This is a genomic window from Actinocorallia libanotica (assembly GCF_039525175.1).
GTDB classification, from domain to species: Bacteria; Actinomycetota; Actinomycetes; order Streptosporangiales; family Streptosporangiaceae; genus Actinocorallia; species Actinocorallia libanotica.
In genome coordinates, this window is record NZ_BAAAHH010000006.1 from 127,854 (window position 1) to 149,571 (window position 21,718).

Annotated in this window: 20 protein-coding genes; 14 read left to right on the forward strand and 6 right to left on the reverse strand. The window is 72.3% G+C overall.

Annotation, left to right across the window (positions count from 1 at the left end; all coding sequences use genetic code 11):
- Nucleotides 1-35: 35 nt before the first annotated feature.
- Nucleotides 36-458, forward strand: coding sequence for an ATP-binding protein (locus ABD140_RS10655; protein WP_344239403.1), 423 nt, complete (start codon nucleotides 36-38; stop codon nucleotides 456-458).
- Here the strand turns inward: ABD140_RS10655 and ABD140_RS10660 are convergent.
- Entirely contained in the window at nucleotides 455-1,285 is an 831-nt protein-coding gene (locus ABD140_RS10660) for an oxygenase MpaB family protein (protein ID WP_344239405.1), read from the reverse strand. The genes ABD140_RS10655 and ABD140_RS10660 overlap by 4 nt on opposite strands.
- Nucleotides 1,286-1,451: 166 nt before the next feature.
- On the opposite strand from ABD140_RS10660, the gene ABD140_RS10665 reads away from it, so the two are divergent.
- The 13 genes from ABD140_RS10665 to ABD140_RS10725 all read left to right on the forward strand — a co-directional run bounded on the left by ABD140_RS10665 (nucleotide 1,452) and on the right by ABD140_RS10725 (nucleotide 17,319).
- Nucleotides 1,452-2,372, forward strand: a complete 921-nt coding sequence (locus ABD140_RS10665) for a hypothetical protein (protein WP_344239407.1) — start codon at nucleotides 1,452-1,454, stop codon at nucleotides 2,370-2,372.
- A gap of 81 nt (nucleotides 2,373-2,453) precedes the next feature.
- A complete protein-coding gene (locus tag ABD140_RS10670; protein WP_344239409.1) occupies nucleotides 2,454-3,041 on the forward strand; it encodes a precorrin-8X methylmutase in 588 nt (195 codons plus the stop codon).
- A 92-nt stretch (nucleotides 3,042-3,133) separates the two neighbouring features.
- On the forward strand, nucleotides 3,134-4,111 hold the full coding sequence (gene cobC, locus ABD140_RS10675; protein WP_486303342.1) for an Rv2231c family histidinol phosphate aminotransferase CobC: 978 nt from the start codon (nucleotides 3,134-3,136) through the stop codon (nucleotides 4,109-4,111).
- 90 nt (nucleotides 4,112-4,201) lie between these two features.
- On the forward strand, nucleotides 4,202-5,434 hold the full coding sequence (gene cobA / locus ABD140_RS10680; protein WP_344239413.1) for a uroporphyrinogen-III C-methyltransferase: 1,233 nt from the start codon (nucleotides 4,202-4,204) through the stop codon (nucleotides 5,432-5,434).
- Nucleotides 5,431-7,188 (forward strand): GTPase family protein, encoded by a 1,758-nt coding sequence (locus tag ABD140_RS10685; RefSeq protein WP_344239415.1) that lies wholly within the window; start codon nucleotides 5,431-5,433, stop codon nucleotides 7,186-7,188. The genes cobA and ABD140_RS10685 overlap by 4 nt, the downstream gene beginning before the upstream one ends.
- Before the next feature lie 647 nt (nucleotides 7,189-7,835).
- Complete coding sequence (locus ABD140_RS10690) at nucleotides 7,836-10,430, forward strand: GTPase family protein (RefSeq protein WP_344239417.1); 2,595 nt, start codon at nucleotides 7,836-7,838, stop codon at nucleotides 10,428-10,430.
- A gap of 702 nt (nucleotides 10,431-11,132) precedes the next feature.
- A complete protein-coding gene (locus ABD140_RS10695; RefSeq protein WP_344239419.1) occupies nucleotides 11,133-11,663 on the forward strand; it encodes a single-stranded DNA-binding protein in 531 nt (176 codons plus the stop codon).
- A gap of 455 nt (nucleotides 11,664-12,118) precedes the next feature.
- Nucleotides 12,119-13,402 carry a diguanylate cyclase gene (locus ABD140_RS10700; protein WP_344239421.1) on the forward strand — a complete coding sequence of 428 codons (1,284 nt, stop codon included), beginning with the start codon at nucleotides 12,119-12,121 and terminating at the stop codon, nucleotides 13,400-13,402.
- A gap of 349 nt (nucleotides 13,403-13,751) precedes the next feature.
- A complete protein-coding gene (locus ABD140_RS10705; protein WP_344239422.1) occupies nucleotides 13,752-13,961 on the forward strand; it encodes a toxin-antitoxin system HicB family antitoxin in 210 nt (69 codons plus the stop codon).
- Nucleotides 13,958-14,338, forward strand: a complete 381-nt coding sequence (locus tag ABD140_RS10710) for a type II toxin-antitoxin system death-on-curing family toxin (protein WP_344239424.1) — start codon at nucleotides 13,958-13,960, stop codon at nucleotides 14,336-14,338. The genes ABD140_RS10705 and ABD140_RS10710 overlap by 4 nt, the downstream gene beginning before the upstream one ends.
- A 59-nt stretch (nucleotides 14,339-14,397) precedes the next feature.
- Complete coding sequence (gene ettA, locus ABD140_RS10715) at nucleotides 14,398-16,059, forward strand: energy-dependent translational throttle protein EttA (protein ID WP_344239426.1); 1,662 nt, start codon at nucleotides 14,398-14,400, stop codon at nucleotides 16,057-16,059.
- Between the two features lie 125 nt (nucleotides 16,060-16,184).
- On the forward strand, nucleotides 16,185-16,637 hold the full coding sequence (locus ABD140_RS10720; RefSeq protein WP_344239428.1) for an acyl-CoA thioesterase: 453 nt from the start codon (nucleotides 16,185-16,187) through the stop codon (nucleotides 16,635-16,637).
- Between the two features lie 310 nt (nucleotides 16,638-16,947).
- Nucleotides 16,948-17,319, forward strand: coding sequence for a hypothetical protein (locus tag ABD140_RS10725; RefSeq protein ID WP_344239430.1), 372 nt, complete (start codon nucleotides 16,948-16,950; stop codon nucleotides 17,317-17,319).
- A 40-nt stretch (nucleotides 17,320-17,359) separates the two neighbouring features.
- On the opposite strand, the gene ABD140_RS10730 is transcribed toward ABD140_RS10725, so the two are convergent.
- From ABD140_RS10730 to ABD140_RS10750, 5 genes are all read right to left on the reverse strand, one after another.
- On the reverse strand, nucleotides 17,360-17,977 hold the full coding sequence (locus ABD140_RS10730; protein ID WP_344239432.1) for a hypothetical protein: 618 nt from the start codon (nucleotides 17,975-17,977) through the stop codon (nucleotides 17,360-17,362).
- A 38-nt stretch (nucleotides 17,978-18,015) separates the two neighbouring features.
- The gene (locus ABD140_RS10735) at nucleotides 18,016-19,512 is read right to left on the reverse strand and encodes a glycoside hydrolase family 13 protein (RefSeq protein ID WP_344239434.1); all 1,497 of its coding nucleotides are present in this window, start codon (nucleotides 19,510-19,512) and stop codon (nucleotides 18,016-18,018) included.
- 18 nt (nucleotides 19,513-19,530) lie between these two features.
- Entirely contained in the window at nucleotides 19,531-19,902 is a 372-nt protein-coding gene (locus ABD140_RS10740; protein WP_344239436.1) for a globin, read from the reverse strand.
- Nucleotides 19,903-19,924: 22 nt separating this feature from the next.
- Nucleotides 19,925-20,827 carry a mechanosensitive ion channel family protein gene (locus tag ABD140_RS10745; RefSeq protein WP_344239438.1) on the reverse strand — a complete coding sequence of 301 codons (903 nt, stop codon included), beginning with the start codon at nucleotides 20,825-20,827 and terminating at the stop codon, nucleotides 19,925-19,927.
- A gap of 351 nt (nucleotides 20,828-21,178) precedes the next feature.
- On the reverse strand, nucleotides 21,179-21,460 hold the full coding sequence (locus ABD140_RS10750; protein WP_344239440.1) for a hypothetical protein: 282 nt from the start codon (nucleotides 21,458-21,460) through the stop codon (nucleotides 21,179-21,181).
- Between the last annotated feature and the right edge of the window lie 258 nt (nucleotides 21,461-21,718).

A 21,718-nucleotide genomic window follows, 5' to 3' on the forward strand; every position in this document is an offset into this window, starting at 1 on the left:
GCTGTAGACGTGGTGTCGCTGGCGAAAGGGCTGCTGTGGAGCTCGCGATAGACCTGGGAAGAACCTGGACCTGGTCTCTGCCCATCGACGCGACCGGTCCGCGGCTCGCCCGCACCCTGGTGCGCGAGGCGCTGACGGCCCTGGAGGTGTCGCGCGACACCATCGCGGACGCCATGCTGATGACCAGCGAGCTGGCGACCAACGCCCACCAGCACGCGTCCGCGCACCCGCCGCACGAGCTGTGGGTCTACTGCTTCGACGCCGACACCGTCTCCTGCGCCGTCTTCGACGGCCTGCCCACCCGCACACTTCCACTGTCCCTGGAGCGGGGCGACTTCGGCCGAGGGCTGAGCATCGTCGCCGAGCTCAGCGGGGGCCGGTGGGGGACCGATGCCGCGCACGCACGACTCGACCCCCGCGTGCGCGGCAAAGCGGTCTGGTTCACCTGCGACCGCTAGGCGGCGCGAGCGCGCCGGACGGCGAACAGCCGCAATGACCGCTCCCGGTTGACGATCACGTCCACCGGACGTCCCCGCAGGCCGCCGGGCACCACCAGCGCTCCGACGCGGCCCGCGGCGAGCAGCGCGCGGAACAGCCGGTCCCGTCCGGGACTCCACGCGATGCCCAGCCCCTCCCGCAGCCGCCGCGGCAGCATCGCGCCCGCCGCCAGCAGGTTGAACCGGCTGTAGGCGGCGCCGAGCGCCCGGGGCATCTGCGGCAGATCGGAGCCGAGCGCGACGACCTGGCGGGCGGTCCGCGTCACCTCCAACCCCTCCAGCATCTCCGCGAAGTAGCGCCGGAAGGCCGCGAAGTCCGGCGGGCAGGCGCCCTCGGGAACGCCGCAGGCATGGGCGACCAGCTTCTGCTCCTGGTAGAAGGTCTCGCGCTCGGCCGAGGAGAGCGCGCCGAAGGTGAGCTCGTAGACGGTGAGCTGCCCGTGGACGAGCGTCGCCCACACCCACAGCAGCAGATCCGGATCGAGAGCCCGATAGGGGACGCCCTCCTCCGAGACCCCCTGAACCCGCTGATGGATGCGGCGCAGCAGCTCCGACTGGCGCGCCGACACCTCAGGCCGTCCGTAGGAGAGCTTGAGCTGGATGTCCAGGGTCCGCCACAACCGGGCGAACGGATCGGAGGTGAAGTCGGAGTACCGGGCGACGCCGGCGGCGACCAGCGGATGGCAGACCTGCAGCAGCAGGGTCGGCGCGGCGGCCAGCGCCAGGACGGGCTCATGGCCCACGGTCCAGGAGACGTCGCCGGGCCGGAACGGCAGGGATTCCCGCATGCGGCTCCCCTCACGTGTGGTAAGTGAGCGCTTATGGCGATGATAGGCCGCTTCCGTCCCGGAGAGAAGAGGGGCGGAGCGCTCCGCCGGGGGCGGGCCAGGTCCGGACGGGACGGATTCCGGAGAAGGGCGGCCGGAGGCGGGGCGTGCCGCTTAGCTTCGAAGTGTGGGAACCGTCATGGGCGAGGATCTGGAAGAGGGCGTCTTCGGGCTGGTCGCGCGGGCTTTCGCCGGAGCGGGGCTGGACGGGGAGGGCGCCGTCGTCGTGTCGGCGCGGGAAGGGGGGTTCCGGCGGGCCGTCAACGCCTGCCGCGCGCACCCCAGGGTCGCGGTGCTGACGGGCCCCGGGGCGGGGCCGGCGGAGCTGGGGCGGGAGCTGCATCCGCAGACGCCGCGCTCGTTCGTCGTCTGCGAGGACCTCGGCGGCCCGGACGAGCGGGTGGTGCACGTGCGTCCGGCGGAGGCGACGACCCGGCCCTGGCGGGAGCCGCAGGTGGTGATCGTCCATGATCCGCGGTGGCGGGGGGAGCCGTCGGGGTGGCTCGTCTCGGGACGGCCGGGCCCCGGGGGCTGGGCCCCGCCCGAGGAGGGCTTCGAGGGCGGCGGGCGGGTGCCGGGCGCCGCGGCGCGGGCGCTGGTGCTGGCCAGGCTGGGGCCGGGCCTCGGCGACCTCGTCTGGGACATCGGCTCGGGCGGCGGGGCGGTCGGCGTCGAGTGCGCGCGGCTGGGCGCGGCGGTGGTCGCGGTGGGCGGGGACGGGGAGGCCTGCGAGCTGGTGCGCCGCAACGTCCGCGCCCACGGGACCAGGCTGGCCGTCGCCCGGGGCGAGGTCCCGCAGGTCCTCGCCCACCTGCCGGACCCGGACGCGGTCTTCGTCGGCGAAGGGGATCCCGCCGTGGTGGAGGCGTGCGTCCGCCGGTCCCCGCGGGCGATCGCGACGATCCTGGACGGCGCGGCGGGGCTCGATCCCCTGCGCGAGGCGCTGCGGGACGGGGGCTACCGGGTGGAAGCCGTCCGGCTCACCGCCGCGCGGGAGGGGGCGGGGGAGCCGGACGCCGTTCTCGTCGTCTCGGGGACGATACGCTGACCGGCGTGCGTCTCCGGATGAACCCGGACCCAACGGGCATCCGGCGGGACGCCGGTGGGCCCGGCGGAGGAGGAAACAGGGATGAACGTGCGGCAACCTCACCCGATCGAGGTCGCTTCGTATGAAATCCTGCGCTCCCGCGTGGACCTGTCGCCGATGCCGCCGCTGTGGCGGGCCGTCACCGAACGGGTGATCCATGCCAGCGCCGACGTCGAGTACGCGGTCGACCTGGCGACCGACGAGCGGCACCTGCGCCAGGGCCTGGACGCGCTGCGGGCGGGCGCGCCGATCGTCGCTGACGTGCCCCTGGTCGCGGCCGGGATCACCGAGCGGCCCGTCGTCTGCCCGATCGACGACCCCGCCGCGGTCCGCATGGCCAAGGCCGCCGGGATCACCCGGTCGGCGGCCGCGGTCCGGCTCGCCTACTCCGAGGTGGGGCCCGGCGCGGTCTGGGCGGTCGGCAGCGCCGCCAGCGCGCTGGAGGAGATCCTCCTGCGCGGGGTGCGGCCCAGCCTGGTGATCGGGCTTCCGGTGGGCTTCGTCGGCGCCGGCGAGGCCAAGGCCAAGCTGCGCGCCAGCGGCCTGCCGCAGGTGAGCAACCTCAGTGAGAAGGGCGGCGCGACGGTCGCCGCGGCGGCCGTGAACGCGCTGCTGTACTACCAGGGCTGAACGTGGAACTCGTGCACGACCCCGTCCGCCACCAAGACCCCGTCCACCACGACCTCGCCCACCACGGCGACGCCGAGGTCGGCGCGGACCTGATGGACTTCGCGGTCAACGTCCGGGGCACGGCCCCGCCGGAGTGGCTGGCCGAGCTGGTCCGCGCGTCCGTCGCCGACCTCGCGGCCTACCCCGACCAGCGGCGCGCCCGCGAGGCGGTGGCCCGCAGGCACGGGCGGCCCGCGGCGGAGGTGCTGCTCACCTCGGGCGCCGCCGAGGCGTTCGTGCTGCTGGCGCGGGTGCTGCGCCCGCGCCGCGCGGTGGTCGTCCACCCCCAGTTCACCGAGCCGGAGGCGGCGCTGCGCGCCGCCGGGCACGAGGTGGACCGGGTGGTCCTGAGCGGGGACTTCCGGTTCGACGCGGGCGCGGTGCCCGAGGACGCCGACCTCGTCATGATCGGGAACCCGACGAACCCGACGTCCGTGCTGCACCCCGCGGACGAGGTGCGCGCGCTGCTGCGCGAGGGGCGGACGGTCGTCGTCGACGAGGCGTTCATGGACTGCGTGCCGGGCGAGCCCGAGAGCCTGGCGCACGACCCGCGCCTGGTGGTGCTGCGCAGCCTGACCAAGACCTGGGGACTGGCCGGGCTGCGGGCCGGGTACGTGCTGGGGCCCGCGGGGCTCGTCGCCGAGCTGGAGCGGGCCCAGCCGCTGTGGGCGGTGTCCACCCCGGCGCTGGTGGCGATCGAGGCGTGCATGTCGGACCGGGCGCTGGCCGAGGCGGCCGCCTGGGCCGGGGAGCTGGCGGCCGAGCGGGACCGGATGGAGGAGGGGCTGCGGGGGCTGGGGCTGCACGTGGTCCCGGCCGCCAGGGCTTCGTTCCTGCTGGCCAGGGCCGGGGCCGGGGTCAGGGAGGCGCTGCGGGAGCGGGGGATCGCGGTACGGCGCGGCGACACCTTCCCGGGACTGGGCCACGAGTGGATCAGGATCGCGGTGCGGGACGCCGCCGCCACCGCGCGGCTCACCGCGGCGCTTCGCGACTTGTCTGTTTCTTCCGACATCGTCACGATCTCCGGCTGAAAGCCCCGGGTGGTAAGGCCTGCCGCCGGGGACGAGTACCTTTGTCACAGCAGTTGTCGAGTCCGTTGCTGCAGATGGGATAGCCCTCCGGTGCCGCCGTATCTTCTGGGTCTTCGTCTGTCAGGGCGCCGCGTCGTCGTCGTGGGCGGCGGCAGGGTCGCCCAACGGCGCGTACCCACCCTTCTGGCCGCGGGCGCCGCGGTCGAACTGATCTCCCCCGAGGTGACGCCCTCGCTGGAGGACCTGCTCGACCGGATCGTCTGGCACCGCCGCACCTACCGGCACGGCGACCTCGCCGGGGCCTGGCTGGTCCAGGCCTGCGCCGACGACCCCGCCGTCAACGCCGCCGTCGCCGCCGAGGCCGAGGAGGCGCGGATCTGGTGCGTGCGCGCCGACGACGCGCACGCCTCCGCCGCCTGGACCCCGGCCACCGGGCAGATCGGCGAGACCAGCGTCGGCGTGCTCAGCGGCGGCGACCCGCGCCGCTCCGCGAGCATCCGCGACGCCGTCGTCGAGGGACTGGGCGACGCCACCTTCACCGCCCGCCACTCCCGGAGCAAGCCCGCCGGGGTGGCGCTGGTCGGCGGCGGGCCCGGCGACCCCGGCCTGATCACCGTCAAGGGGCGGCGGCTGCTGGCCCAGGCCGACGTGGTCGTCACCGACCGGCTCGGCCCGCGCGACCTGCTCGACGAGCTCGCCCCCGACGTCGAGGTGGTCGACGCCGCCAAGATCCCCTACGGGCGGGCGCTGCACCAGGACCGCATCAACGAGCTGCTGGTCGAGCACGCCAAGCAGGGCAAGTTCGTGGTGCGCCTCAAGGGCGGCGACAACTTCGTCTTCGGCCGGGGCGGCGAGGAGGCCCTGTACTGCGCCTCCCACGGCATACCCGTGACGGTCGTGCCAGGGATCACCAGCTCCATCGCCGCGCCCGCCTCCGCGGGCATCCCCGTCACCCACCGGGGCGTCGCGCAGGAGTTCCACGTGGTCTCCGCGCACGTCCCCCCGGGACACGCCGACTCCACCGTCGACTGGGAGGTCCTCGCACGCAACGGGGGAACTCTGGTACTGATGATGGCCGTCGAGCGAATGCGTCTGATAGCCGATGCCCTCATGCGCTATGGTCGGGCGACCGACACTCCCGTAGCGGTCGTCCAGGACGGCACTCTCCCGGGGCAGCGGACCCTCGTCGCCTCGCTCGGCACCGTGGCGGACGAGATGGCGGCCCGAGGGGTGCGGCCACCGGCGATCGTGGTCGTCGGGGACGTCGTGCGCGTGGCAGAAGAGATCGGCAACTTGACGGCGGATATAGGGCGGGATCCGTGACATCCCCGGCGGACCAGAGCGCGGTGCGCGACGAGACCACGTCCGCGCCGGCCGAGGGCACGGCGCCTCTGGGCCGGGTCCTGGTCGAGCTGCGCGACCAGATCGACGCGCTGCGCTTCACCCTCGACGTGCCGGGCGCCGACGAGGCGGTGCTGGCCGCCAGGGAGATCCGCGACCAGCTGGAGGACTACGTCCTGCCCCGGGTACGGCAGGCCGCCACGCCCCTGCTGGCCGTGCTCGGCGGCTCCACCGGCGCCGGCAAGTCCACCCTGGTCAACTCGCTCGTGGGCTCCCGCGTCTCGGGCACCGGCGTGCTGCGGCCCACCACGTCCAGTCCCATCCTGGTGTGCAGCCCCGAGGACTTCGACTGGTTCATGGGCACCGACGGCAGGCCGCCCGGCGTGCTGCCGACCATGGGGCGGGTCGAGGGGCCCGCGCCCGACGCCGTCGTCGGCGACCAGCTCGTGGTGATCCGCACCGAGGCGGTGCCGCGCGGGCTCGCGGTGCTCGACAGCCCCGACTTCGACTCCCTCTTCGACGACCACTACGAGTTCGCGACCAAGCTCATGGCCGCCGCCGACCTGTGGGTCTGCGTCACCACCGCCGCCCGGTACGCCGACGCCCAGGTGTGGCGGATGCTGGAGCGCGCCCGCGAGCAGGGCGCCACCCTCGGCGTCGTGCTCTCCCGGGTGCAGCCCGGCCCCGGCGAGGAGATCGCCGGGCACTTCACCGAGATGCTCGCCGAGCGCGGCTTCGGCGAGGTGCCGCGGTTCGACATCCCCGAGACGACCATCGTCGACTCCCGGCTGCCCGAGGAGACGATCTCCGGCATCCGGGAGTGGCTGCTGGAGCTCGCCGAGAACGCCGAGGCCCGCGACGAGATGATCGTCGAGACGCTCGGCGGGGTGCTCGACAGCTTCCGCACCCGCGTCCCGCAGCTGGCCAAGCGGGTCGAGGAGCAGGTCGACTGCCGCGACAGGCTCGCCCGCGACGCCGACGCCGCCTACTCCACCGCGCTGGCCGAGCTCGACGAGGCCACCCGCAACGGCTCCCTCCTGCAGGGCGAGGTCCTCGCCCGCTGGCAGGACTTCGCCGGCACCGGCGACCTCATGCGCGCCCTGCGCCTGCGGCGCGGCCGCGCCGCCGCGCCCAAGGGATCGGCGCGCCGCCGCCGCTCCGCGCCCCGCGTCCACGCCCTGAAGGCGGCGCTGCGCTCGGCCCTGGAGGCGCTCATCCTGGCCGCCGCCGAACAGGGCGCCGAGCAGGCCGTCCAGCGCTGGCAGGCCGACGCGCCGGGCCGCCTCGTGCTCGGCGACCTGGCCGACCAGCTCGGCCACGTCTCGCCCGAGCTGCCCCGGCGCATCACCCGCGCCGTCAGCGCCTGGCAGGACCACGTCCTGGAGCTGGTCCGCACCGAGGGCGTGGTCAAGCGCTCCCTCGCCCGCGTCGTCTCCTTCGACGACGAGGCGCTGTCGGTCGTCCTCATGGTCGGCATCCTGGGCTACGGCACCAGCGACGTCGTCGTGGGCGGCACCAGCGCCGTCCCCCAGCGGCTGCTGAAGTCCCTCTTCGGCGCCGAGTCCCTGCGCGGCATGAGCTCCAAGGCCAAGGCCGACCTGCGCAAACGCGTCACCATGCTGCTCGACGAGGAGAGCCTGCGCTTCAGCCAGGCGATCGACCAGGTCGACATCCCCGACGAGAGCCTCGCCGTCGCCCTCTACCAGGCCACGTACAACCTCGAGGTCGCCCGATGACCCACCGGAACGAGGCCGGCACCCCTCCCCGCGGAGAAGACCCCCTCGCCCCACCCGCTCCCGCACCCGAGGACGCCCCCCTGACCAGCGGAGATCCCGAAACCCCGGTCCCGGCCCCCGCGCCCGCCGAGGAGGACCCCCTCACCTCCCCGTCCTTCCGCCTGCGCCCCCCGCCGCCCGCCTCCTCCGTCCCCGGCGACCCCGCGGACCCGGAGGACGACCCCCTGACCGCTCCCTCCTTCCGGCTCCGCCCGCCGTCGTTCTCCTCCTCGGAGGGCGGCGCGCCGGTCGATGAGGAGTCCGGTGAGGACGTTGCGGACGGGGCGGGGGAGGGGTCTTCGGGCTTCCCTCCTTTCGGCGCTCTTCCGTCGCCGGCCGTTTCCCGGGAGGACGCGCCGGCTGACGGCGGGTCCGGTGAGGCCGACTCGGATCCGTTGACCTCTCCGTCCTTCCGGCTCCGTCCGCCGTCGTTCCCCTCTCGGGGGGACGTGTCGGCTGACGACGGGCTTGGTGGGGACGTTTCAGACGTTTCGGACGTAGGGGATGCGGAGCCGTGGGACCCCCCGTCCTTCGGGCTTCGTCCGTCGTCGACCGCTTCCGGGGACGACGCGCCGGCCGATGGCGGGTTCGAAGGAGCCGGTCGGGACGTGGCGGAGGATGATCCGCTGATCAGCGGCGGGTTCGGTCGTTCCGCCCTCTCCTCGGAAGAGGGCGGCCGCCGTGCCCCGTCCTTCCGTGATCGCGGGTTCTCCGGCGAGACGGGCGGTGAGTACGGGAGCTCCCCGGGGCGGATCGAGGACGATCCGCTGACCGGAGGGAACTTCCGCCGTTCGGCCTTCTCGGGTTCGGGGGGCGACCCGCTGGACCCGCCGTCCGTCCGGCTGGGGCGTCCTTCCACCTGGGGGCGCAAGGACCCGCTGACGAGCGGGGAGCTCGACGGGTTCGCCTCCTCGCCCGGGAACGGGTACCGCGGGCGGGAGTCGAAGGAGGAGTCGCTCGACGAGAAAGGGCTCCTGTGGGTGGCCTTTTCCGCCACGAACGAGGATGAGGCGCTCTCCGTGCCGGAACTTCCGGAGAAGGGCACGTCCGAGGAGGAACGGGACGACCCGCTGACCAGCGGGGAGTTCGGGTGGCGGATGGCCCGGGAGGCGTCCGGCGGGGACCCGCTTCCCCGGCGGATGCGGGATCCCGAGGACGATCCGCTGACCTCCGCGGAGTTCCGGGTGCCGCGGTCGGCCGAGCTGGAGGCGATGCGCGCCGCGGCCGAGGAGGAGGCGCGTGCCGCGGCCGAGGTGCAGGCCGCGTCGGAGGCTCGGGCCGAGGCGGAGGCTGCGGCGGAGGCCCGGGCTGCGGTGGAGGCTCGGGTCGAGGCGGAGGCAGGAGTCGAGGCCGAGGACGAGGCTCGGGTCGAGGCGGGGCGCGGCGGAGCCGGTGAGGACGTTGCGGCCGCCGAGGCCGCGGCGGTGTCCGACGACGACGCCGGAGAGCCCGCGGAAGCCGAAGACTCCGAGGCCGTCGCGGCTTCGGAGGAGGGCGCCGAAGAGGCGCTGGAGATCGCCGAGGTGCCCGAGGCGCCCGTGGCGGAGCCGGAGGAGTCCGCGGAGGCGGAGTCCGCGCAGCGGCCCGGCGACGTGGCGTTCGGCAAGCGGCTGGCGGCGCTGGAACGGCTGGTGGAGCTGGCCGAGGGCCGGCTGGACGAGGAGCTCGTCGGCGAGGCGGCGGCGCTGCTGGAACGGGCCGGGGAGCGGATGCGGCTGTCCGGCGAGCACACCGTCGTCGCCCTGGCGGGCGGCACCGGCAGCGGCAAGTCGTCGCTGTTCAACGCGATCTGCGGGCTGGAGCTGTCGCCCAGCGGCATGCGGCGGCCGATGACGTCCTCCGCCCATGTCTGCGTCTGGGGCCATGACGGCGCCGGGCCGCTGCTGGACTGGCTGGAGATCGACAAGCGGTACAGGTACGCACGGGCCGGGGCGTCCGCGCACAAGGGCGCCGAGGAGGAGAACTCCCTCGAAGGGCTCGTCCTGATCGACCTGCCCGACCACGACTCCATCCAGGCGGTCCACCGGGCCGAGGTGGACCGCTTCGTGGGCGTCGCCGACCTGCTGGTGTGGGTCGTCGACCCGCAGAAGTACGCCGACGCGGCGCTGCACCGCGACTACATCGTCCCGTTCGCCCAGCACGCCTCGGTCACGCTGATCGTCCTCAACCAGGTCGACCGGCTCCAGCCCGCGGAGATCGACGACTGCGTGAGCGACCTGCGGCGGCTGCTGGAGTCCGAGGGGCTGGCCGCGCCGCACATCATCACCACCTCCGCGGTGACCGAGGGCGGCGTGGACGGGCTGCGCGAGGTGCTGGCCGAGGCCGTCACCGCCGGGAACGCCCGCGCCGAGCGGCTCGGAGCCGACCTCGACCAGGTCGTCGAACGCTTCGCCGTGCTGGCCGAGGGCGGTCCCGTCCCCGTCGAGATCGACGAGGAGCGGGCCGAGGGCCTGGTGGACGCGCTGACCGTCGCGGCCGGCGCCCCCGCCGTCGCCGAGGCGATGGAGAGCGCCTACGAGCTGCGCGCCGCCGGCTACGTCGGCTGGCCGTTCGCCCGCTGGGCGGCACGCCTGCGGCGCGACCCGCTGCGCGCGATCAGGCTGACCGGGCTCCGCGACGAGCTGCGCGGCGCCTTCAGCGGCCCGATGGGCGCCCAGCAGGGCGAGGTGGACAACGCCCTGCACGGCATCACCGACGGTGTGGCCGCGGACGTCTCCGAACCGTGGAAGCGCGCCCTGCGCACGGCCTCCCGCGCGCACGCCGCCGAGCTCCCCGACGCGCTGGGCGAGTCCCTCCGCGAGCTGCTCCCCTCGTTCGACCAGGTGCCCCGCTGGTGGTGGCTGGTCCGCGTCTGGCAGCTGCTGCTGGTGGCCTGCGCCGCCCTCGGCGTGCTCTGGACGCTGCTGGTCGTGGTCTACGGCGTCCTGGACCTCGCCGACCCCCCGGCCGAGCTCCTGGGCGACACCGGCATCCTCCCCTGGGTCCTCGTCCTGACCGCCTGCCTCTTCGGCATGGGCGCCCTCACCGCCGCCGCCTGCCGCAACATGGTCGCCCTCTCCGCCGCCCGCCACGGCGAGAAGATCAAGAACACCATGCGCGAAGGCATCGCCCGCGTAGGCGACGAGAAGGTCCTCACCCCCGTGGCCACCGAACTCAGCGCCCTCGCCGACTTCCGCTCCACCGTCACCCGGGCCCGCCGCTGACCCACCCCACCCACCCCCGGACAAACCCCCCTCCCGCCCCCGGCCAGGCCGTCTCCCTTGCCCTTTTCCGCGGGCGGGCCACTGCTCCTGCCACTTCTCACAGGCGGACCATCCCACCCGCCCCGGGCGGACCATTCCACCCGCCCGGGCGGACCATCTCGCCCGCCCCGGGCGGGCTGTCCTTTCTGCCCTCTTCTACAGGCGGGCCGTCCCCCGGCCCTCTTCCCTGGGCGGTCGTCCCTCCCATCCTTTTCAGTGAGCGATCGCCCCTCCCGCCCCCTTCCATAGGCAGGCCGTCTCTCTTGCCCTTTTCCGCGGGCGGGCCACTGCTTCTGCCACTTCTCACCGGCAGACCATCCCACCCGTCTCCCGGGCGGGATGTCCCTCCCGCCCTCTTCCACGGGTGGGTCACTGCTTCTGCTGCTTCTCGCGGGCGGACCATCCCATCCGCTCCTGGGCGGGCTGTCCCTTCTGCCCTCTTCCGTGGGCGGGTCATCCTTCTGCTACCTCTAGCAGGCGGATCGCGGGCGGGCGTTCACGGAGCAGCGCGTGTCCGGCGGTGTGCTGGCGGGGGCCGAATGCATGGTGGCGGGCATCGCGTCATCCACAGAACGCGGTTCGGTGGGGTGCGGGGGAGGGAGGGGCGGCAGTCTGGGCGGTGGACGGGGTTCGACGGGAATCCCCGGCTCCGAGGAGGAGCCCATGGACGAGGCGTTGACGACGCTGGTGGGATGGGTGGCGGCGCGGCCGCTCTACACGGTGACCAGGAGCGGAGTGCCGTTCCTGTCTTTACGAGCCGGGGTCACCCCGCGGCGCTTCAACCGCGGGAGCGGCCTGTGGGAGGACGGCGAGCCGACGTACTTCGCGGTGAGCTGCTGGCGCTCCCTGGCGGAGAACGCCAACGCCTCGGAACTGGTCCCCGGCACGCCGATCATCGCGCACGGGCGGCTGCGGGTACGTGAGTACGAGCAGGGCGGCGAGCGCCGTTTCACCGTGGAGCTGGAGGCGGTCGCCCTCGGCCCCGACCTCACCCGAGGCAAGGCGGTCTTCCAGCGCATAGCCAAGGGCGGCGTCCTCACCATCGAGGACCGCGCCGAGGCGGCCACCCTCTCCGACCGCGCCGCGGGCCTGAGCCTGACCCCCGGCGGCGGCCCCGCCACGACCGCGGAAGGAGACGATCCCGAGCTCGAACAGGACGAGGATGAGGAGGAAGACCTGGACGAGGCCGCCTGAGGGACCCCTTCTGATGGGCTCCGTCGGCCGCGAGCCGGCACAAGCCCTCCTGCGAAGGCTGGTACAAGCCCTTCTGTGAAGGTCGGCATAAGCCTTCCCGCGAAGGCTGGCATAAGCCCTCCTGCGAAGGCCGGCACAAGCCCTCCTGCGAAGGCTGGTACAAGCCCTTCTGTGAAGGTTGGCATCAGCCCTCCCGTGGAGGCTGGCATAAGCCCTTCTGTGAACGTCGGCATCAGCTTTCCCGCGAAGGTCGGCGCGAGCCCTCCTTCAGAAGCCGGCACAAGTCCTCCCGCGAAGGGAGGGCTTGTGCCGGAGGGAGCCGGGTGTGTCGTTTGTCACGGGGTGTGCTGGAACACATGCGGGGGGCTTAAGAAAGGCACCGTTTTCTGCCCCGTGCCGCACAGGTTGCAACTATCGTGTTACCTAACGTGATAGGCGGCCCGAGTGGGGGAAGCATGACGGCAGTGCACCGGTCAGCCGCCGATGAGCATCGCCACGAGGGCGAGCCCGCGCGGGGACCCGCGCGGTTCTCGCTGCTGGCGCAGTCGCTGCCCCTGGTGGCCTACGTGCTGGCCGTGGTGGTCGCCTACGTGGTGGCGGTGGTCTGGCAGCTGGCCGTCACCGAGTACCGGCTGCGCGACGTCTCGACCTTCCTGGCGCTCGCCCTGTGCGGGGCGGTCTGCATCGAGACCTCGCGCCGGCTGGGCATGCCCGCGGGCGTGGCCCGCGACCTGCTGTCGGCCTGGTGGCTGCCGGTCGCGCTGCTGCTGCCGCCGGTCTACGCCCTGCTGATCCCGCTGCCGCTGCAGGTGCTGATGCACTACCGGGTGCGCCCGACGATGGCCTACCGGCGGGTCCTGGTGACCGCGGTGACCGCCCTGTCGGGCCTGGCCGCCTCGCTGGTCTTCCACCGGGTGGTGGCCGAGCCGCTGGCGGGCGACTCGGCGTGGGTGGTCGAGGACCGGGGGGCGCTGCTGGCCGCGCTGGGCTGCGCGGTGCTCTTCACGGTGCTCAACACCCTGCTGATCGGCGTCGCGATCCGCGCCGTGCACGAGGGCCGCTGGCGGGATGCGCTGTGGACCCGGGAGACGCTGATGCTCGACGTGGTCGAGCTGTGCCTGGGCCTGCTGATCATGATCAACTGCGTGATCTCGCCGTTCCTCCTGCTGCTGGTGCTGCCCCCGGTGGTGCTGCTCCAGCGCAGCCTCATGCACCAGCAGCTCCAGGCCGCCGCCCGCACCGACGCCAAGACCGGCCTGCTCAACGCGGGCGCCTGGCAGCGCGAGGCCGACATCGAGATCTCCCGCGCCGAACGCTCCCACGAGGCGCTGGCCATCCTCCTGATCGACATCGACTACTTCAAGCGCGTCAACGACACCCACGGCCACCTCGTCGGCGACCAGGTCCTGGCCAGCGTCGCCGGCACCCTCTGCCTCCAGCTGCGGGACTACGACATCGTCGGCCGCTTCGGCGGCGAGGAGTTCGCCGTCCTCCTGCCCGGCGCCGACACCGTCGAGGCCTGCCGCGTCGCCGAACGCCTGCGCGCCCGCGTCCGCCGCCTCGCCGTCCCCACCGAGGACACCACCGTCTCGGTCACCATCTCCATCGGCGTCGCCCTCTACCGCACCCACGGCCAGGACCTCATCGAACTCCTGGCCTCCGCCGACCTGGCCCTCTACCGCGCCAAACAGACCGGCCGCGACCGCGTCTGCCTCCCCGCCGTCCGCAAATCCAGCTGACCCCACCCACCCGCACCCCGCCGCACAACACCGTCTGCCTTCAGGCGTGTGCCAGCGGGCCGCGTCCGCTTCCCCGCCGTCCGCAAATCCAGCGGTCCTCACCCGTCTGCGCTCTGCCGCAGAGCACCGTCTGCCTTCAGGCGTGTGTCAGCAGGCCGCGTCCGCTTCCCCGCCGTCCGTAAGTTCAGCTAGTCCCACCCGTCCGCGCCCTGCCGTAGGGCACGGTCTGCCTTTCGGAGCGTGTGGCGGCGGGTCGCGTCTGCCTCCTGGTCGTCCGCGAATCCAGCTGGTCCCGCTCCGGGGGGCCGCTGGACCGGGCGGGTCTGGGTGAGGTTGGTATCGTTCTGGTATGACGACGTTGAGCCTTCGCCTCCCGGACGAGGTGCACGCCAGGCTGGTGGCCCTCGCCGCGGCCGAGCACATCTCGCTCAACGCCGCGCTGGTCCAGGCCGCGGAGCAGTGGATCGCGCGGCGGGCCCAGGAAGCCGTGTTCACCGTGGCGATGGACAAGGTCTTCGAAGAGGACGCCGCGCTCTTCCGGCGGCTGGCCGACACGTGATCCACCTGACCGTCGAGCAGCTCATCGCCATCAACGCCCGTCATCTCGGCGGGAGGGCCGCCGTTCGCGATGCCGGGTTGGCCGCTTCCGCGGTCTCCCGGCCCGGCACCGTGGCCTTCGGGGAGGAGGCTTATCCGGCGCTGGAGGAGAAGGCGGCGGCGCTCCTTCACTCGGTGCTGTGCAACCACCCGTTCGTCGACGGCAACAAGCGGACGGGGTGGGCGGCCTGCCGGATCTTCCTCCTGATGAACGGGGCGGACTCGGTGCTCGGCCATGACGAGGTGTTCGATCTGGTGCTCCGGGTCGCGGCCGCCTGCTCGCGAACCGAGATCAAGGGGCTCGCGCCGGGATTGAGGGTCGCCGTCCGCCGGGGGTGAGGGAAGGGGGGCCTTCGCGGGCGGCGTGGGCAAGAGGTCCGAGCCAATAGGCTAGGGGCATGGCCGAGTACATCTACACGATGCAGCGTGTGCGCAAGGCGCACGGCGACAAGGTTGTTCTGGACGACGTCACGCTGAGTTTCCTGCCCGGGGTCAAGATCGGCGTGGTGGGCCCCAACGGCACCGGTAAGTCGACGCTCCTGAAGATGATGGCCGGCCTGGAGCAGCCGTCCAACGGCGATGCGCGGCTGATGCCCGGTTTCAGCGTCGGCATGCTCCAGCAGGAGCCGCCGCTGAACGAGGAGAAGACGGTCCTGGAGAACGTCCAGGAGGGCGTCGCCGAGACCATGACCATGCTCACGCGGTTCAACGAGATCGCCGAGCAGATGGCCACCGACTACAGCGACGCGCTGCTGGAGGAGATGGGCAAGCTGCAGGAGCAGCTCGACCACCGCAACGCCTGGGACCTGGACTCCCAGCTCGAGCAGGCGATGGACGCGCTGCGCTGCCCCGCGCCCGACCTGCCCGTCACCCAGCTGTCCGGTGGCGAGCGCCGCCGCGTCGCGCTGTGCAAGCTGCTGCTGGAGGCACCCGACCTCCTGCTGCTGGACGAGCCCACCAACCACCTGGACGCCGAGTCGGTGAACTGGCTGGAGTCCTACCTGGAGAAGTACGCCGGGACGGTCCTGGCCGTCACCCACGACCGGTACTTCCTGGACAACGTCGCCACCTGGATCCTGGAGCTGGACCGCGGCCGCTGCTTCCCCTACGAGGGCAACTACTCGACCTACCTGCAGAAGAAGGCCGAGCGCCTCAAGGTCGAGGGCAACAAGGACGTCAAGCGCAAGAAGCGGCTGGAGGAGGAGCTGGAGTGGGTCCGCTCCAACGCCAAGGCCCGCCAGACCAAGAGCAAGGCCCGGCTGCAGCGGTACGAGGAGATGGCCTCCGAGGCCGCCAAGACCCGCAAGCTGGACTTCGAGGAGATCCAGATCCCGCCGGGCCCGCGCCTGGGCGGCACGGTGATCGTCGCCGAGGACCTCACCAAGGGCTTCGACGACCGCCTGCTGATGGACGGCCTCTCCTTCAACCTGCCGCCGAACGGGATCGTCGGTGTGATCGGCCCGAACGGCGTCGGCAAGACGACGCTGTTCCGGATGATCACCGGTGAGCAGCAGCCCGACGGGGGCAAGCTGCGCATCGGCGAGACCGTGAAGATCTCCTACGTCGACCAGGGCCGCGGCGGCATCGACCCGGAGGCCAACGTGTGGCAGGTCGTCTCCGACGGCCTCGACCACATCAAGGTCGGCCAGGTCGAGATGCCCTCCCGCGCCTACATCGCGGCGTTCGGCTTCAAGGGCCCGGACCAGCAGAAGAAGGCCGGCGTGCTCTCCGGAGGCGAGCGCAACCGCCTCAACCTGGCGCTCACCCTCAAGCAGGGCGGCAACGTGCTGCTGCTGGACGAGCCGACCAACGACCTGGACGTGGAGACGCTGTCGTCGCTGGAGAACGCGCTGCTGGAGTTCCCCGGCTGCGCCGTGATCACCTCGCACGACCGCTGGTTCCTCGACCGCATCGCCACCCACATCCTGGCGTGGGAGGGCGAGTCGAACTGGTTCTGGTTCGAGGGCAACTTCGCCGACTACGAGAAGAACAAGATCCAGCGGCTGGGCGCCGACGCCGCCCGCCCGCACCGGGTGACGCACCGCAAGCTCACCCGCTGACCCGGCTTCCGCCGTTCCCTCAGGCCCGCGACGCCCGTCGCGGGCCTGAGGCCTTTCCGGGGGACGCCGCGGACCCCTGTACCATCGAGGCGCCCGACATTTCCCCCATCCCCCGAGGCGAGGACATGGAAGACACCGCGACGCTCCACCGGCCCGAGGCCACCGCGTACCGCCACGTCTACGAGTTCCATGTCAGGTTCGGGGACATCGACTCCCAGATGCACGTGAACAACGTGAAGTTCCTGGGCTATCTGGAGGACGCCCGCCTGGCGATGTTCCACGCCGACCCCGTGCGGGCGGGTCTGGCGCCGGTGCGGGGCATGGTCGTCTCCCGGCACGAGATCGACTACAAGGTGCCGCTGTCCGGCGTCATCCACCCCATCCGCGTCGAGACCTGGGTGACCGAGCTGCGCGCCGCCTCCTTCAAGATCGCCTACGAGGTGCGCGACGCCGACAACCTGTACGCCACCGCCACCTCGACGTTGGTCGCCTTCGACGTCGAGAACGCCCGCCTGCGCCGCTACACCCCCGAGGAGCGCGCCTACATCGCCCGCTTCCTCAAGCCCGCCGACGCCTGACGCCCCCGCACCGCCCACCCGTCCGGCACCCGTTCTCGGAGAAGAACCGTCCGGCACCCGTTCCCGAGGAAGAACTGCCGGGAGGCCGGCGGCGGTCAAGGGACGGCCGCCGTCGGACGCCCGTTCTCCGCAAGGTGGTCCACTGCGCGTCAGCGTGCCCAGGCGGCGCGGCCCGGCCGCGTAGGAGGGCGTTCTGGCGGAGCGGCGGTGTGCCGCTCGTCGACGGTTCCGGCGGATTCTCGTCGCGGGGTCTGGGAGCCCTTGATCGGAGCGGGTAGCGTAGGCGTCCTTACCGGCTACGGGAGGTATCTTGCGCCGCATATCGATGATCGTCCTCCTGGTCTGCGGGATGGTGACGGGCACGGCGGCACAGGCCGGTGCGGCCGGGGTCACCTGCGTTCCCCCCAAGGCGCCCAAGGCGTGCGAGGGCGTGAAGCGGTGCGAGTGGGGCGGCGACCCGGACGCGGTCTGGGTGGAGGTCAAGGGCGGCACCCGCAAGCTGGCCCTGGCCCGGGCCGCCCGGGTGCGGGCCAACGTGAAGGCGGCCGAGGTCAAGCCGCGGACGCTCAGCATCCAGGCCCGCCACGGCAGGAAGAACAAGATCGCGCTCTCCCGGAGCTACCGGCTCAAGGGCAAGCACTGGCACTACTCCGCGAAGAAGAACTGCTGGTACGTGCGGTGACGGCCGGTCCCGTCGGCGCGGGGCCGGCCGCAGGGCCCGGTCAGGGCTCTTCCACCCAGTGCTCCCGCAGGTCGAAGTAGGCGGGCTCGCCCACCTCGCACTCCATGAGCTCCTCCATCACCTCCTTGAGCCGCCCGGTCGGCTCCTTGGCCTCGTTCTCCCTGGCCTCCCGCTCGGAGGTGAAGTAGGTGAACTGGGTGTAGGCGTCCTCCGCGGGATGCATCGCGAGGACCGCCCCGAGCAGGTCCGGCCGCCATGCGCGCATGCCGTCCTCCATGCCGTGCATGAGCTCGCAGACCTTGTCGAAGTCCCGCAGCCGCCCCTGCATCACCTGGACGAACCCGGCGTCGCGGAGGAAGTCCGTCCGCCCCCGGGGGAAGACCTCCACCTGCTCGCAGTCGTGGAAGAGGACCTCGCCGCTGAAGTACTTGGCGGTCTCCATCCACCACCGGTGCTGCTCGGGCCGCTCGCTGTTGCGCCGGGCGGCCTCCACCGACTCGAAGCAGGCGAAGGCCAGGAGGGTGTCGTCCGCTGTGAACCCCGCCGTGCCCATCAGCCAGCCGACCGCCTCGGGAGCCAGGTCCCGCTGCCACCTTTCGAAGGACTCCCGCACGGCCGCGGTGTCGGTGACGTGTCCTTGGATGATCTGTGTGAACATGCGCGTCTCCTCGTCGAGAAGCGGATGACGTCAACTGATCAGGTTCTCAGCCAGACCGCACCACCCCCCGCGACGCGCCCTCCCGCCACCGGTCCGCTGGACAGGAGGACCTCTCCTCGCACCTCCACGGGCCCGTCCCCGAAGTTGACCGCGCAGACGAGATCACCCCGCCGGAAGGCCAGCACCTCGGGAGCGTGCCACTCCTGCCATTCCAGGGTAGGCGGCAGGGTTCCCCGAAGGGTCCGCCGCAGGCCAAGGGCACGTCGATAGAAGGAGAGCATCGAGTCCGGATCCGCCTCCTGGGCCTCGACCGTCAGCGGCCCCCAGTCGGCGGGCTGGGGCAGCCAGGGCTTGCCGGAGGTGAAGCCGTAGGGGGCCTCGGTACCCGACCAGGGCAGCGGCACCCGGCAGCCGTCCCGGCCCATGCCCTTGCCCTGGAAGAAGATCGGGTCCTGGCGCGCCTCGTCGGGGATGTCGAAGACCTCCGGCAGGCCCAGCTCCTCGCCCTGGTAGAGGTAGGCCGACCCGGGCAGCGCCAGGATGAGCATCAGCGCCGCGCGGGCCCGCTCGTCGGTGCCGTAGCGGCTGCGGTGCCGGATCACGTCGTGGTTGGACAGCACCCAGGTGGGCGCCCGGCCGCTGGGGGAGTCCAGGCAGGTGGTGATGATCTCGCGGAACTCCCGGGCCGACCACGGGGCCAGCAGCAGGTGGAACTGGAACGCCTGGTGCAGCTCGTCCGGCCGGACGTACAGGGACAGCGCCTCGGGGTCCTCGGTCCACACCTCCCCGACGGCCATGCGCTCGCCGGGGTAGGAGTCGAGGATGGCCCGCCACTCCCGGTAGATCTCGTGCACCTCGGGCCGCCCGTACATGGGGCTGCCGGGCGCGTGGGTGCCCAGCGCGCCCAGGTCGGGCAGGTCGGGGTGCTTGAACAGCCCGGCCGCCACGTCGATGCGGAACCCGTCGACGCCGCGGTCCAGCCAGAACCGCAGGATGTCCTCGAACTCCGCGCGGACCCCGGGGTCGTGCCAGTTGAGGTCCGGCTGCTCGGGCGTGTACAGGTGCAGGTACCACCGGCCGTCGGGGGTGCGGCTCCAGGCCGGGCCGCCGAAGTTGGACTGCCAGTCGTTGGGGACGTCCGGGTGGTCCCGGAAGTGGTACCGGCCGCTTCCCCTGCCCGTCCGCACCGCCTCGGAGAACCACGGGTGGGCCGAGGAGGTGTGGTTGGGGACGATGTCGATGATGATCCGCAGCCCCAGCCGGTGGGCGTCGGCCACCAGGGCGTCGAAGTCGCCGAGGGTGCCGAAGCGGGGGTCGACGTCGCGGTAGTCGGCGACGTCGTAGCCGCCGTCGGCCAGCGGAGAGGTGTAGAAGGGCGTCAACCACAGCGCGTCGACGCCCAGCTCGGACAGGTACGGAAGGCGGTGGCGCAGCCCGTCGAGGTCGCCCTCCCCGTCGCCGGAGGCGTCGGAGAAACTGCGCGGGTAGACCTCGTAGACCACGGCGTCGCGCCACCAGGGGGTTGTCGTCGTCATGGGTGACGACCTACCCGCTCAGTCCTCGGAGTTCACCAGGCTCTGGGCCGCGCGGTAGAGGTAGGTCCACAGCAGCTCGGCCGCCTGGGGGTGGAGGTCGAGCTCGTCCATGGCGTCGCGCATGTGGCGCAGCCACGCGTCGCGCTCGCGCTCGCCGATGGTGAAGGGGACGTGGCGCATCCGCAGCCGGGGGTGGCCGCGCAGCTCGTTGTAGGTCGTGGGGCCGCCCCAGTACTGCATGAGGAACAGGCGCAGCCGCTCCTCCGCGGGACCGAGGTCCTCCTCGGGGTACATCGGCCGCAGCACGGGGTCGGCTGCCACCCCCTGGTAGAACCGGTGGACCAGTCGACGGAAGGTCTCCTCGCCGCCCACAGCCTCGTAAAAGCTCACCTCTTGGCTCATCGGACCCAGCCTATGCCAGACTGCCCAGCGCCACGCCCGCTTCGTCGAAGGCGCGCTTCACCCGCGCCCGCAGCTCCCGGGTGACCTTGTGCTGCTGGTTGGGCGCCGTCTTGATCGTGATCCGGACGACCATCGCGTCGTTGGTGAGCGACTGCACACCCCACACGGTCGGCTCCTCCAGGATCATCTCCTCCCAGTCCGGGTCGGCGACCAGCACGTCCGCGGTCTCCTGCAGCAGCTTGCGGATGACGTCGACGTCCTGGTCGGCGGCGACGGGCACGTCCAGCAGGGCGCGGCCCCAGTTCTGCGACTCGTTGCCCAGCCGGTTGATCTCGCCGTTGCGCACGTACCAGACCACGCCGTTGACGTCCCGCAGCCGGGTGATGCGCAGGGAGACCGCCTCGACGGTGCCCTTGGCCGAGCCGGTGTCGACCACGTCGCCCACCCCGTACTGGTCCTCCAGCAGCATGAACAGGCCGGCCAGCAGGTCCTTGATCGTGTTCTGCGCGCCGAAGGCGACCGCGGCGCCGACCACGGTGGCTCCGGTGAGGATGGGGGTGAGGTTGAGGCCGATCTCACCCAGCACCGTGAAGAGCGCCACACCGTAGATGACCACGGAGGCGATGCTGCGCAGCACCGAGCCCAGCGTCTCCATGCGCTGCCTGCGCCGCTCGCGCATGAGCACGGTGGCCGTGCCCTCGGGCTTGGCGCGGTTGCGTCCCGGCATGGTGCCCGTGGCGATCCGCCCGGTGATCCGGGTGATCAGCCGGTGGACGTAGTACCGGCACACCATCGCGGCGATGAGGGCCAGGACCGCCCAGATCAGCGCGGTGACGAGCCCGTCCAGCCAGTTGTGGAAGAAGCGGGTGAAGTCCTCGCTGCGGGAGAAGTTCCAGGCCGTCCGGCACGCCACGCTGGGCCGGAGGTCGCAGAGGTCTTTGGGTATGGGTTCGCCGATGGAGAACAGAGACCCTCCCCGGGTCGGCCGGCGGTGTCCGCCGAGGTCGTGCGACTTGGTACGGACAGATCGTATGGGACGGACACGATCGGGTCGTACGGTCGCCACGGCAGAAACCCCTGTCGGCCCGGGGAGGGCACGGGCGCGCACCCGGCCCCCTCCGGCCTGAACGGGTGCGCGCCGGGGACGGTCCGGCGGCTGGTGGGTGGTGGGACGCCGCGGACCGGTCAGGCGTGTTTCGGGCGGGCTCCGCGGAGGCTTCGGCCTCCGCGCCTGGTGCCGGGCTCCCGCGGAACCCGCCCGGGTCTAGACGGTCTTCGGCTCCAGGACGCGGGCCACCTTGCGGGCGGCCGCGTCCGGGTCGTCGACCCTGTGAAGACGCTCTCCCCAGCTCCACCAGAAGTAGTGCTCGGCGGATTCGGGGACGGGAGCGCAGGTGACGTTCTCGGTCAGGCTGGCGGCGTCGGGATTGACGACCCGAAGGAAGGCCGGTCCCGAACGGGTCTGCACCACCCGTGCCACCAGACCGCGTGCGTCCAGGGCGTGGACCAGCTCCTCGAGGTAGGCGATCCGCTCGTTACCGGCCACCTGGCACCCCTCTCGGAACTCGGTTGCGAAAGTTTCGTCGTCGGTTGCTGCCAGCAGAGAATTGCAAGCCCGGCAGGGGCGGTCAAGGCCGGGCTTCCGAGCCCCGGAAGGGTTTTCTCCGCCCCAGTGGAACGTTCTTCATCCCGGGTGCCACGATCCTGGTCTGCGGGACGGGTTGTTGCTCCTGATGGGATCCTGATTCTTGATAGACGGTTGGCCGGGCGCGATACGCAGGGTTACGTTGTGAGCGCCGTAACA

Coding starts and splice junctions, on each gene's coding strand:
- ABD140_RS10660 (WP_344239405.1), bottom strand. CDS start 1,285: ATGCGGGAATCCCTGCCGTTCCGGCCCGGCGACGTCTCCTGGACCGTG.
- ABD140_RS10670 (WP_344239409.1), top strand. CDS start 2,454: ATGAACGTGCGGCAACCTCACCCGATCGAGGTCGCTTCGTATGAAATC.
- cobC (WP_486303342.1), top strand. CDS start 3,134: ATGGACTTCGCGGTCAACGTCCGGGGCACGGCCCCGCCGGAGTGGCTG.
- ABD140_RS10695 (WP_344239419.1), top strand. CDS start 11,133: ATGGACGAGGCGTTGACGACGCTGGTGGGATGGGTGGCGGCGCGGCCG.
- ABD140_RS10700 (WP_344239421.1), top strand. CDS start 12,119: ATGACGGCAGTGCACCGGTCAGCCGCCGATGAGCATCGCCACGAGGGC.
- ABD140_RS10705 (WP_344239422.1), top strand. CDS start 13,752: ATGACGACGTTGAGCCTTCGCCTCCCGGACGAGGTGCACGCCAGGCTG.
- ettA (WP_344239426.1), top strand. CDS start 14,398: ATGGCCGAGTACATCTACACGATGCAGCGTGTGCGCAAGGCGCACGGC.
- ABD140_RS10720 (WP_344239428.1), top strand. CDS start 16,185: ATGGAAGACACCGCGACGCTCCACCGGCCCGAGGCCACCGCGTACCGC.
- ABD140_RS10730 (WP_344239432.1), bottom strand. CDS start 17,977: ATGTTCACACAGATCATCCAAGGACACGTCACCGACACCGCGGCCGTG.
- ABD140_RS10735 (WP_344239434.1), bottom strand. CDS start 19,512: ATGACGACGACAACCCCCTGGTGGCGCGACGCCGTGGTCTACGAGGTC.